A 12,909-nucleotide genomic window follows, 5' to 3' on the forward strand; every position below is an offset into this window, starting at 1 on the left:
TTAATAAATATTAAATTTATATATCATAAAAATTTACCCAAATAGGATTTTTACCTATAAAAAAATTTTTTATCAAATGAATTAATTGACCATTATTAATATTTATTTTATAAAGTGACATACTGTTAGATTTTTCTCCTGTTGAAACTAAATAGTTTCCAGAAGAGTCTATTCTAAAAGATCTTGGCTGAATATCAGTTTTATAAAATTTTAATAACTTTAATTGGTCGCCACTATTTGATATCTTAAAAGATGTAATAACATTTTTTTTTCTATCTGAAGCATACAAATATTTATTACATGGAGTAATTTCTATTTCAGATGCCCAAAATTTTTTTTCTGTATTAGGTATTAGTTTTATTTTTTGTAATATTTTCATTTTTTCATCTATTTTTATTACATTTATAGTACTATTTAGTTCATTTATAACATACATGTTTTTTTTATTTTTATGTAACACAAAATGTCTAGGACCTGAATTTTTATCAAACGTTATATGTGAACATAAAGATTTATCTATTTTGTTTAAATTTCTTGTGTTAGAATAATATATTCTATCTTCCTTTATAGCAGAAAATATTAAAAGTTTATTATTTTTAGTGACTGATGAAAAATGACATCCTTTTATGTTAAACAATATATTGTATTTTTTATAAGGAATACAATTTTCATCAATTTTATACATTTCTAAGCAATTTCCATGAAAAGAACTACTAAATAATATTTTTTTTTTAAAGTTTATATTTATATGATTAGAAGGATATTTAATATCTATTTTATTAAAAAATTTTAACATTCCATTTTCTAATATTTTTAGTACTAATATCTTGTTATTAGGTCTGATTCCTAAATATAATAATTTTTTTTTTGGATATATATATATTGGTTGAGGAATACCATTAGTTTTAAATTTTTGTATGACTATAAATTCCATCTTTTTAGAAATCTGTAATACTTTTATAACATTTTCTCCAGATAACGACACATAAATAATTTTTTTCATTTTTTTATATATAATAATATTTTATTTTATAAAAAAGTTTTAACATAAATTTACGTATAAAAACATATAAAATTTTAATAATTTGCTTTTTGTTAATATTTTAAAAAAAATTTTGTAAAATAATTGTTATAAATATAATATGTTAATATTATTTTTTAATATTTTTTGTTAAACATATATAATAAAATTATTGTTAATTATATTTTAGACAATATATTTATAAAAAAATTTCTTTTATTTAAACATAACTATAATATTATAGAATTACTTTTTTTTTAAAAAAAGTTTGCTAACAGAACATTTTTAAGACATATAAAAAAAGATTAAATGTAAAACATATATTTGTTACTTTTATAAAATTAATATACAATAATTTTAATAGATTTTTAATCTCTGTAAAATTTAAACTATTTAGTTTATAAATAAAATTAAAATACATAATATTATTTTTTAAATTTTAAAAATATCTCAAAAAAAAAGTTATATATTATGTAATACTTTTTTTTATAATGGTAAAATATATGAAAATAAGAGTTGGAATAAATGGTTTTGGCAGAATAGGAAGATTAGTTTTTAGACTGTCACAGTCTAGACCTGATATAGAAGTAGTAGCAATAAATGATTTGTTAGATACAAAATATATAAAATATTTATTAAAATATGATTCTACACATGGGAAATTTAACAAAAATATACAAACAACAAAAAATCTACTTGTGATAGATGGAAAAAAAATACATATATCTTCAGAAAAAAACCCAGAAAACTTATCATGGGGTAAACTTCTTATAGATGTAGTTGTAGAGTCTACTGGAATTTTTTCTGATAGAGAAAGTGCGAATAAGCATATACTATCTGGAGCTAAAAAAGTAGTAATAACGGCACCCACTAAAGATGATATACCTATGTTTGTTAGAGGTGTTAATTTTGACAAATATACAGGTGAAGATATAGTATCTAATGCTTCATGTACTACAAATTGTTTAGCTCCTCTAGCAAAAATTATTAATGATGAATTAGGAATAATAGAAGGTCTAATGACTACAATACATGCTACAACTGCTACACAAAAAACTGTTGATGGTGTATCTAAAAAAGATTGGCGTGGTGGAAGAGGAGTAATGCAAAATATAATACCTTCTTCTACAGGAGCAGCGTTAGCTGTAGGTAAAGTTATACCTGAACTCTACGGAAAATTGACCGGAATCGCTTTTAGAGTACCAACTTCTAATGTATCTGTAGTAGATCTTACAGTAAGATTAAAAAAAATGTCAACATATAAAAATATATGTAATATAATTAAAGAATATTCTATAAATAAGATGAAAGACATAATATATTATGTAAATGATGAATTGGTTTCATCAGATTTTAATGGTAGTACTTTTACTTCTATATTTGATGAAAAGGCAGGGTTATCATTAAATAATAATTTTGTTAAATTAGTCGCCTGGTATGATAATGAGTTAGGATATTCTAGTAAAGTATTGGATTTAGTAAATATGGTGCATAATAAAACAAACTAATAATTTAATATAAAATTTATATAATAAATTTTAAAGATACAATTAAGTAGTATTATTCCTAATTTCTAGAAATAATACTACAACATTGAAAAATTGATATATATTTTATTTGTATTAAATTTATTTTTTTATGTTTTCTATCTCTAATAAAACATTTTTAGTCCAAGTTTTTATTCTAGTATCACTATACTCTGGCTGTCTGTCTTCATCTATAATTAATCCTACGAAATTTTTTGTATCGTACAATGCTTTGGAAGAATTAAAAAAATAATTTTTTATTGGCCATTTTCCAACTAAAATAGCACCATTATTTTGCACAATTTTATATATTTTTTTCATTGCATCGCAAAAATATTCTGAGTAATCTTCTTGATCGCCACATCCAAATAATGCAACTACTTTTTTTTTGAAATTAATAGTTTTTAAAATGGGAATAAAGTCATCCCAGTCAGCTTGTAAGTCTCCATAATACCAAGTAGGAATTCCTAAAAATAATATTTTATATTTTTCTATAATTTCTTTACTAGTATCAGATATGTCATATAAAAAAACTTTTTTGCTATTAATATTTTTTAAAATTTTTTTTGCTACAATTTCTGTATTTCCTGTATCACTTCCAAAAAATATTCCAATTTCTCTGTTCATTAAAATCCTTAAAAATTTCTTCATAAAATAAATTAATTTTATAATTTATAAATAAAATGCTTATATATTTTTTTTTAATAAAAAATTATTAATAAGATTGTATTATAATATGGAACTTGTAAAAAATATGTTATGCAAATATATTAAAAATAAAATCTTAAATAGTTTTTATATATATTTAACACATGTCATACAAAATATTATTTGTATAAAACAATATAATTAATTTTATATATTTTAATTTAACTGTAAAATATATAATGTATTAAATATTATTATAAAACTTTTATAAATATATTATGTATATAATAACAAATACAGAATTAGAAAATATTATAAATAAAAAGTTGCATGCAAAAAGATTTAAAGATCACATATATAATGGACTACAAGTAGAAGGTACTAAAAAAATACATAAAATAATAACAGGGGTTAGTATATGTAAAAAATTAATAAATATAGCAATTTTAAAACATGCAGACGCTATAATAGTACATCATGGAATGTTTTGGAATGATGAAAATCGAGTTGTGAACAAAATAAATAGATTTAGGTTAAAATTAATTTTAGAAAATAATATAAATTTATATTGTTGGCATTTACCGTTAGATTATGATGAAAATATAGGAAATAATGTCCAAATCGCAAAAAAATTAAAGATACACATAAAAGGAAAAATAAATAAACTTTTATATTGGGGCGAATTTGAAAAGAAAATTAAATTTATTAAATTAAAAAATCTTATAAAAAAAAAATATTTTAGAAATCCATTTTGTTATAATGAAAACTTAAAACATGATATTAAAAGTATAGCATGGTGTAGTGGTAAGTCTCAAAAACTTATTGTAGAAGCTGCTAATTTTGGAGTAGATGCTTTTTTAACAGGGGAAGTATCAGAAGATACTATGCACTATTCAAATGAATATAAAATATACTTTTTTTCTGCAGGGCATCACGCTACAGAAATAGATGGAATAAAAAAATTAGGTGAATGGATACAAAAAAAATATAAAATAGAAACTAATTTTATAAATATTAAAAATCCAATTTAATTATTTAAAAATAATATAATTTTTATAAAAAAAATGAAAAATGACAACTCTAAAATAGAAAAAAATAATGTTTTAAATATATATAATCAAAATTATATAGAAAACATTTTTTTGAAATTTTTAAAAAACAAATTATCAGTAAAAAAAGAATGGCGAGCACTTTTTAAGAATATAGAAACAAAAATATATAATAAAAAAAATGACAAAAGTATAATAAAAAAACATGATATAATAAAATTAATATTTACTTTTAGATCATATGGACATTTTATAGCTAAAACTAATCCTATAAAACAAGGAACTGAAAAAAAAAAAATTTTTACATATTTTAAAAAAAAATATAAAGTTTTAAAAAAACAAGTATTTAATAATATAAAAATAAAAAAAATTGAATCAGATTATATATATATATATGAAAAAATGCAAAATATATATGCTAATTCTATCGGAATAGAATATATGCATATAGATTCAAAAAAAGAAAAAATATGGTTAAAAAATTTTTTAGAAAAAAATATTAAAAAAAAATTGTCACAATCAAAAAAAAAAAATTTATTAAAAAATTTAATTGTAACTAACTATTTCGAAAAATTTTTAAATTCAAAGTTTCCAGGATCTAAAAGATTCTCTATAGAAGGATCTGAGATTATTATACCTATAATACATGAAATAGTAGAATATTCTAAAAAAAATAGTATAAATAGAGTAATTTTAGGAATGTCTCATAGAGGACGTATAAATGTTTTAAGAAACATATTTAACAAATCTTTAAAAAAAATATTTAGTGAATTTGATGACAAATCTGTAGAAATTGAAAAATATGATGATGTAAAATATCATTTGGGATATAAAAAAACTATTTTAAAATATCCTAAAAAAATTATATTAGAAATAAAAAACAACCCTTCTCATCTTGAATCAATTTATCCTATAGTCCTAGGATCTGCAAGATTTTATTTAGATCATAATTTAAAAAAAACAAAAAATATAATAACAATCTTAATACATGGAGACATGTCTATTAGCGGGCAAGGTATTGTACAAGAAACGTTAAACATGTCACAAACTAAAGGATTTAAAGTCGGTGGAACTATTCATCTTGTTATTAATAATCAAATAGGATTTACTACTTCTCATGTTTCAGAAATTAGGTCAAGTAAATATTGTACAGACATCTCAAAAATAATTTCATGTCCAATTTTTCACGTAAATGCAGACATTCCAGAACAAGCAATTTTTGTAATAAATTTAGCTATAAATTTTATGCAAAAATTTAATAAAGATGTTTTTATAGATGTTATATCTTATCGAAGAAATGGGCATCATGAGTCTGATGATCCTAATGTAACACAACCTCATATGTATAAAATAATAAAAAAACATATGCCTGTATATAAAATATATGAATTAGAATTAGTTAAAGAAAAAAATATTACACAAATAGAAATTAAAAAAATAAAAAAAAAGTATAATTATTTTTTAGATACACAATATACAAAATATAAAAATACATTGTTAAAAAAAATTACAAATATAAATAACACTTTAAAACAGACAGATAATGTAAACAAAAAATCAAAAATTTCATTCAAAGATTTTAAAGATCTGTCTATAAAAATAAATACCATATCAAAAAAAATTCATTTACATAAAATTGTAAAAAAAATATATAATAACAGAATATTAATGTCAAAAGAAAAGACTAACTTTGACTGGGGAGCAGCTGAAGCTTTAGCAATAGCTACTTTATTAAAAGAAGGAATAACATGTAGAATTTCTGGAGAAGATGTATCTAGAGGAACATTTTTTCAAAGACATGCTATTATACACGATCAAAAAACAAAATCTTATTATATACCTCTTTGTAATATAAATACTAGTGCAAACTTTTATATATGGAATTCTACATTATCAGAAGAATCTGTGCTAGCATTTGAATATGGATATTCTATATCTTCACGAAATGCTATTAATATATGGGAAGCGCAATTCGGAGATTTTGCTAATTCAGCTCAAGTAATAATAGATCAATTTATAGTTTCAGGAAAAAAAAAATGGGGAGAAACATCTAGTCTAATAATGTTATTACCTCATGGATATGAAGGACAAGGACCAGAGCATTCTTCATCTAGACTAGAAAGATTTTTGCAGTTATCTGCTGAAAAAAACATTCAAATAGTATTACCTACTAACACTAGTCAGTTATATCACATTATACGAAATCAAATATATCAAAAAACAGTTGTTCCCTTAATAATAATGTCTCCTAAATCTATGTTAAGAAACAAAAAGTCTTTTAAATCGTTACACAGCATATATTTTAGTAATTTTAAAAACATAATATATAAAAAACAGCATTGCTATAATAATATATATAAAATAATTTTTTGTTCTGGAAAAGTTTATTATGATATTCAAGAGAAAATAATAAAAAAAAATATTAAAAACATATTAATAATAAGAATAGAAAGATTATATCCATTCCCTAAAAATGATATTTTAAAAATATTATGTTTATGTAAAAATGCTGTAAAATTTATTTGGTTACAAGAAGAACCAAAAAATCAAGGAGCTTGGTTTTTTGTAAAAAATTGTATAGAAAATATTATACCACATAGTTTTAAAATAAAATGTATTAGTAGAAATTCTTCAGCCTCTGTATCTACAGGATATATTAGAATACATAAAGAAGAGCAAGAAAAAATCATAAGAAAAACTATATCATAAAAAAGGAAAACTTTTTCAAATGAATCAAAATATAACAGAAATAAGAGCTCCTGAACTTCCTGAATCAGTTACAAATGCAACTATAATAAAGTGGAAAAAAAATATAGGCGACATAATAAAAAAAAATGAAAACATATTAGAAATAGAAACAGACAAAATATTGATGTCCATAGAATCTCCTTCATCAGGTATATTAAAAAAAATTTATAAAAAAAAAGGAGAAAAAATATATTCAAAGGAAGTACTTGGTAAAATTAATAAAGAAGTAGAAGAATTAAATGTTTTTATAAAAAAAAAAACATCTCCAACTGTTAGAAGATTACTTAGATCGAAACATATAAATAATATAAAAATATTTAATAGAATAAAAAAAAATAGAATTACAAAAAAAGACATAATAAACAATATAGATAAAAATCCAAAAAATAAAAACAACTTTGTTAAAACAAGTAAAACACATAACTGTAAAAAAGAAAATAAAGAAAAAAAACACAGTTATACTGTAATTATGAGCAATTTAAGAAAAAAAATATCTGAAAGATTGTTAGAAACAAAAAATAATGCAATAATGTTAACAACTTTTAATGAAGTAAATATGAAACAAATAATAGAATTGAGAGAAAAATATAAAAAAAATTTCAAAAAAAAATATAATATAAACTTAGGATTTATGTCTTTTTTTATAAAGGCAGCTGTAGAATCTTTGAAAGAATTTCCTGAAGTAAATACTACTACAAACGGAGAAACAATTACATATTATAACAATTATAATATTAATATAGCAATATCTACTAACAAAGGTTTAGTTGCTCCATTGATAAAAAACACAGATCTACTCAGTATGCAAGAAATAGAAAAAAAAATCTTAGATTTAAAAATAAAATCAGAAAATGAAAATTTAAAAATTTCAGAAATGTCTTCAGGAAGTTTTACAATATCTAATGGAGGTGTTTTTGGATCATTATTCTCCACTCCTATAATAAATCCTCCACAAACTGCTATATTAGGGATAAATACTATTCAAGAAAGACCAATAGCAATTAAAAAAAAAATAAAAATAATGCCTATGATATATTTATCATTATCTTATGACCATAGAATAATAGATGGAAAAAGCTCAATAAATTTTTTAAAACACATAAAAAATGTTTTAGAAGATTTTTCTAGAGTTATAATACAAATTTAAAAAATATAAAACTATAGATGTTTTAAAAAAATATATCTATAGTTTTATAATTGTAGAAAAAAAATTTAATATAAAAAATAATGTAACATTTCTTAATATTGTTTTTTAAAAAAAATAGTAGTATTATTAGAAAATAACAAAATTTTATTTAAAATGTATATAAATTTTTATTTTAAAAAGATAAAATAATATGAAAAATGTAGAATTAGTATTAATCAGACATGGTGAAAGCGTTTGGAACAAGCTTAATAAATTTACAGGATGGATAGATGTAAAGCTGTCTGAAAAAGGAAAAAAAGAAGCTAAAAATGCAGCTAAACTATTGTTAAAAAAAAAATTTGTTTTTGATATAGCTTTTACTTCTTTATTACAAAGAGCAATACGAACTACTTGGATAATACTGAAAAAAACAAAAAGACTCTGGATTCCAGTATACAAATCTTGGAGATTAAATGAAAGACATTATGGATCTTTACAAGGATTAAATAAAGAAGACGTTGCACTAAAATATGGAAAAGAAAAAGTACAAGAATGGAGACGAGGTTATAATACTGCTCCACCCAAAATGAGTTTAGAAGATGAAAATTTTCCAGGTAAAGATCCTAAATATTCACATTTAGAACATAATATAATACCTAGATCTGAAAGTTTAAAATGTACAGTAAATAGAGTGCTACCATATTGGAACAAATTTATTTTACCGGAGTTAAAAAAAAAAAAAAAAATTGTTATAATTGCGCATGGAAATTCTCTTCGTGCATTAATAAAATATTTGCATCATATAGATGGAAAAGATATTTTAAAACTAGATATACCTACAGGAAGACCTATTATATATGAATTTAACAATGATATACAGCCAATGAATTTTTTTTACCTTTGAATAATATTATGAGAAATATAAATTTTAAAATGGAAACCATAAAATATGATAAAAAAGATTGGAGTACTAACTAGCGGGGGTGATGCGCCTGGAATGAATGCTGCAATAAGAGGGGTAGTTATTACAGGTATAAAATTAGGAATAGAAATGTTTGGAATAAAAAATGGATTTTTAGGTTTATATGAAAATAGAATACAAAAGCTAAATGTTTTGAACGTATCTAATATAATTAACAAAGGTGGTACATTTTTAGGGACATCTAGATTTCCTAAATTTAAAAAAAAAGTTAATAGAATTATTGCTATAAAAAATTTACAAAAAAAAAATATAGATGCATTGGTTGTAATAGGAGGAGATGGATCATATGTGGGAGCACAAAAACTAAGTAGTATGGGGCTTTCTTGCGTTAGTATTCCGAGCACTATTGATAACGATATAGTAGGTACAGATTATACTATAGGATATTACACTGCATTAGAAACAATAGTGAAATCTATAGACAAAATAAGGGATACGTCATATTCTCATAATAGAATTGCCATAGTAGAAATTATGGGAAGAAAATGTGGGCACCTTACTCTATTATCATCTATAGCTGCAGGTTGTGAATTTTTAATAATTCCTGAAACAAAAATAGAAAAAGAAAAGATTGTAATAAATATAATGAAAAAACTAAATAAAAATAAAAAGAGTTTCATAATAGTCATTACAGAAAATTTATATAATGTAAAAAATTTAGCAAAATACATTGAAAAAAAAACTAAAAAAGAAACTAGAGCAACAATTTTAGGACATGTGCAAAGAGGAGGATCACCAGTTGTTTATGATAGAGTTTTAGCAACAAGAATGAGTTCTTATGCAGTCAAAATATTAATACATGGATGGTCTGGAAGATGCATAGGTATACGAAATGAAAAAATTGTACATAGTGATATAGAAAAATCTTTGAATAAAAGAAAGAAAAATTCAACACAATATTGGTTGAATTTATCTAAAAAATTATGTTAAAAAGTTTCTAAAATTTTTATTATAGGGAAAAAGGTTTTTATACTTAGAGATGCTCCTCCTATTAGAAATCCATCTATATATTTTTTATTAATGAAATTATTTATGTTTTGTTCTGAAACAGATCCTCCATATTGCACTAAAATTCTATTTTTTTTAAAAAAAATATCTTTATCGCTAATATATTCTTTTATGAAAAAATGAATTTCATTTACATAATTAGGATCAGCTGTAGTATTAGATCCTATAGCCCATATTGGCTCATAAGCAATTATAGATTTTCTAAAAGATTCAACTCCTAAATTGTTTAAAATAGTATCAATTTGACTTTTAATAAACATTTTAGATTTATTAACATTATCTTTTATTACTTCACCTACACATAATACAGGTGTTAAATTATGTTCTTTAACAATGTGAAACTTAGACGATATAATTTTATTGTCTTCTTTATGATATACTCTCCTTTCAGAATGACCAACTATAACATATTTAACATTTAAATCCTTCAACATATTAATAGAAGTTTCACCTGTAAAAGATCCTTTGATATGAATATCAACATTCTGTGATGTTAGAGTAACTTTTATTTTATTCTCTTTTAAAATTCTATATGCTTGGCTCAAGTATATTATAGGAGGAGATATAGAAATATCATTTTTTATTTGAAATTTTTTGCATAAAAAATCTAACTCTAAAAAAAAATCATTCAATATATTCTTATTTCCATTTAATTTCCAATTTCCCAATATTAACATATAGTTTCCTCATTTTTTATCTGAACTAAGTTACTGTTCTATGTCAGTAACTTAGAGAAGATTTTTATATAAACACAAAACATATTTTAAAAAAGAAGTAATTTCTAGTTCTAAGATTTCCAATAAACAATTAAAAATTTTAAAAAGATTTAAAAAATATTGTTTGTAATATTCAAATTATTATTTTAAATCCATAGTTTTAATTTTTTTTACATATTTTTTTGGAAATACTACATTTACCATTCTATTCTTTTTATCAAAACTATTTATTTCAACTTCAATTACATCTCCAATATCGTGTTTTAGAAGTATTTTGTTTATAATAAAATTATCTAATTTATTTAATTCTAATATAGAATTAATTTCTTTATCAAGTTTTATATATATTTTTTTTTTTTTAATCTTAGAAATTTTACCATTTACTAAAGAGTGTTTTTTGTGTTTTTTAACATATTTTTTAAACGGATCTTCTTCTAGTTGCTTAATTCCTAAAGAAATTCTTTCTTTATCTACATCCACTAATAAAACCGCGGCGGTGATATTTTCATTTTTTTTATACTTTTTAACAGATTTTTCACCTGAATGAGACCAAGAAATATCAGATAGATGAATTAATCCATCTACTCCTCCATCTAAACCAACAAAAATTCCAAAATCAGTGATAGACTTTATCTTACCATCTACAAAATCTCCTTTTTTATATTTTTTAGAAAAATTTTTCCAAGGATTTTCTGTACATTGTTTTAGTCCTAAAGATATTCTTCTTCTGTCTTCATCTATATCCAATATCATAACTTCAATATTATTATTTAAACTAGTGATTTTAGTAGGATGTATATTTTTATTATTCCAATCCATTTCAGAAATATGAACTAATCCTTCTACACCTTCTTTTATCTCTACAAAACAACCATAATCAGTTAAATTAGTAACTTTTCCTGATATTTTGGTTCCTATAGGATATTTTTTAGAAATATTTGTCCAAGGGTCTTTACTAAGTTGTTTCAATCCTAAAGATACTCTAACATTGTCTTTATCAAATTTTAATACTCTTATTTTAATTTTTTCTCCTAATTTAACTATTTCATTCGGATGTTTTACTCTTTTCCATGCCATATCTGTAATATGCAGTAAACCATCTATCCCACCTAAATCTATAAATGCTCCATAATCTGTTAAATTTTTTACTACACCTAAAATATTTATTCCTTCTTTTAAACTTTCTAATAACTTGTTTCTTTCTTCAGAATTTTCAAATTCTATAACAGCTTTTCTAGACACTACAACATTATTTCTTTTTTTATCTAATTTTATTACTTTAAAGTCTAAAACTTTACCTTCTATGTTAGAGGTTTCTTTTACTGGTCTAATATCTACTAGAGACCCAGGTAAAAATGCTCTTATTTCTTTTATTTCTACTGTAAACCCTCCTTTTACTTTACCATTTATTGTCCCTTTAACAGTGGATACATTTTTGTAAGCATCTTCTAATTTTTTCCAAGACTCTTTTCTTTTAGCCTTTTCTCTAGACAATACTGTTTCTCCAAAACCATCTTCAACAGTATCTAGTACTACTTCTATAGAATCACCAATCTTTATGTCTAATACTCCATTCTTATTTTTAAATTGCTCTATAGATATTTTAGATTCTGACTTTAATCCTGCATCTAATGTTACTAAATCTTTTTCTATATTTACAATAGTCGCTTGAATAACGGAACCTGGTTTGGTTTGAACCTGTTTTAAAGAATTTGTAAACAATTCTATAAATGACTCATTCATATTTTATAAATTTTAAAATTATTTAACGTAAATTTTGTATCCTACAAAATATAGTTATATTTTTTTTACTAATTATTTTCCTTATATATTAGACTTTTTTACACACAATTCATAAAATTATTATAATAACTAAATTATAATTAAAACATTTTTTCTTAATTTAGTTTCTTTTTAAAACTATATAATTTTTTTAATAAATTAATATTTAAAAAAAAATTAAATAATATTAAAATTAACACTAAAATAATAGTCTTGCAACACACAAAATTGGCATATTAGTTAATAATTTTTTTATTAATTAGTAAAAAATCATAAAAAAAATATTAAAAAAATTCTTAATTA

9 protein-coding genes and 1 pseudogene are annotated in these 12,909 nt (G+C 22.0%); 6 read left to right on the plus strand and 4 right to left on the minus strand.

The genetic code is table 11. From position 1 onward, the window contains the following. Positions 1 to 16 precede the first annotated feature (16 nt). Positions 17 to 1,003 carry a beta-propeller fold lactonase family protein gene (locus RJI84_RS00985; RefSeq protein ID WP_343188906.1) on the minus strand — a complete coding sequence of 329 codons (987 nt, stop codon included), beginning with the start codon at positions 1,001 to 1,003 and terminating at the stop codon, positions 17 to 19. 521 nt (positions 1,004 to 1,524) lie between these two features. On the opposite strand from RJI84_RS00985, the gene gap reads away from it, so the two are divergent. Then, a complete protein-coding gene (gene gap, locus RJI84_RS00990) occupies positions 1,525 to 2,529 on the plus strand; it encodes a type I glyceraldehyde-3-phosphate dehydrogenase (RefSeq protein ID WP_343188907.1) in 1,005 nt (334 codons plus the stop codon). A 120-nt stretch (positions 2,530 to 2,649) separates the two neighbouring features. Here the strand turns inward: gap and fldA are convergent, their stop codons facing one another. After that, on the minus strand, positions 2,650 to 3,174 hold the full coding sequence (gene fldA, locus RJI84_RS00995; protein ID WP_343188908.1) for a flavodoxin FldA: 525 nt from the start codon (positions 3,172 to 3,174) through the stop codon (positions 2,650 to 2,652). A 308-nt stretch (positions 3,175 to 3,482) separates the two neighbouring features. Here fldA and RJI84_RS01000 point away from each other — a divergent pair, with 308 nt between their 5' ends. From RJI84_RS01000 to pfkA, 5 genes are all read left to right on the plus strand, one after another. Next, positions 3,483 to 4,226 carry a Nif3-like dinuclear metal center hexameric protein gene (locus RJI84_RS01000; RefSeq protein WP_343189264.1) on the plus strand — a complete coding sequence of 248 codons (744 nt, stop codon included), beginning with the start codon at positions 3,483 to 3,485 and terminating at the stop codon, positions 4,224 to 4,226. 33 nt (positions 4,227 to 4,259) lie between these two features. Next, positions 4,260 to 6,953: a 2-oxoglutarate dehydrogenase E1 component gene (locus RJI84_RS01005; protein WP_343188909.1), complete on the plus strand. Its 2,694-nt coding sequence runs from the start codon at positions 4,260 to 4,262 to the stop codon at positions 6,951 to 6,953. A 19-nt stretch (positions 6,954 to 6,972) separates the two neighbouring features. Continuing rightward, positions 6,973 to 8,139: a 2-oxo acid dehydrogenase subunit E2 gene (locus RJI84_RS01010; protein WP_343188910.1), complete on the plus strand. Its 1,167-nt coding sequence runs from the start codon at positions 6,973 to 6,975 to the stop codon at positions 8,137 to 8,139. A 190-nt stretch (positions 8,140 to 8,329) separates the two neighbouring features. Continuing rightward, positions 8,330 to 9,022 (plus strand): 2,3-diphosphoglycerate-dependent phosphoglycerate mutase, encoded by a 693-nt coding sequence (gene gpmA / locus RJI84_RS01015; protein WP_343188911.1) that lies wholly within the window; start codon positions 8,330 to 8,332, stop codon positions 9,020 to 9,022. 45 nt (positions 9,023 to 9,067) lie between these two features. Continuing rightward, entirely contained in the window at positions 9,068 to 10,030 is a 963-nt protein-coding gene (pfkA, locus tag RJI84_RS01020) for a 6-phosphofructokinase (protein WP_343188912.1), read from the plus strand. Here pfkA and tpiA read toward each other — a convergent pair. Both tpiA and rpsA read right to left on the minus strand, forming a co-directional pair. After that, entirely contained in the window at positions 10,027 to 10,785 is a 759-nt protein-coding gene (gene tpiA, locus RJI84_RS01025) for a triose-phosphate isomerase (RefSeq protein ID WP_343188913.1), read from the minus strand. The genes pfkA and tpiA overlap by 4 nt on opposite strands. A gap of 222 nt (positions 10,786 to 11,007) precedes the next feature. After that, positions 11,008 to 12,567 (minus strand): annotated as a pseudogene (gene rpsA / locus RJI84_RS01030) (30S ribosomal protein S1); the annotation flags it as partial. Positions 12,568 to 12,909: the final 342 nt, after the last annotated feature.

This window comes from Buchnera aphidicola (Chaitoregma tattakana) (assembly GCF_039370165.1).
Classification (GTDB): domain Bacteria; phylum Pseudomonadota; class Gammaproteobacteria; order Enterobacterales; family Enterobacteriaceae; genus Buchnera_G; species Buchnera_G aphidicola_F.

Excerpts from the sequence above, each read along its gene's own strand:
- RJI84_RS00985 (WP_343188906.1), bottom strand. The coding sequence starts at position 1,003 with ATGAAAAAAATTATTTATGTGTCGTTATCTGGAGAAAATGTTATAAAA.
- gap (WP_343188907.1), top strand. The coding sequence starts at position 1,525 with ATGAAAATAAGAGTTGGAATAAATGGTTTTGGCAGAATAGGAAGATTA.
- fldA (WP_343188908.1), bottom strand. The coding sequence starts at position 3,174 with ATGAACAGAGAAATTGGAATATTTTTTGGAAGTGATACAGGAAATACA.
- RJI84_RS01005 (WP_343188909.1), top strand. The coding sequence starts at position 4,260 with ATGAAAAATGACAACTCTAAAATAGAAAAAAATAATGTTTTAAATATA.
- RJI84_RS01010 (WP_343188910.1), top strand. The coding sequence starts at position 6,973 with ATGAATCAAAATATAACAGAAATAAGAGCTCCTGAACTTCCTGAATCA.
- gpmA (WP_343188911.1), top strand. The coding sequence starts at position 8,330 with ATGAAAAATGTAGAATTAGTATTAATCAGACATGGTGAAAGCGTTTGG.
- pfkA (WP_343188912.1), top strand. The coding sequence starts at position 9,068 with ATGATAAAAAAGATTGGAGTACTAACTAGCGGGGGTGATGCGCCTGGA.
- tpiA (WP_343188913.1), bottom strand. The coding sequence starts at position 10,785 with ATGTTAATATTGGGAAATTGGAAATTAAATGGAAATAAGAATATATTG.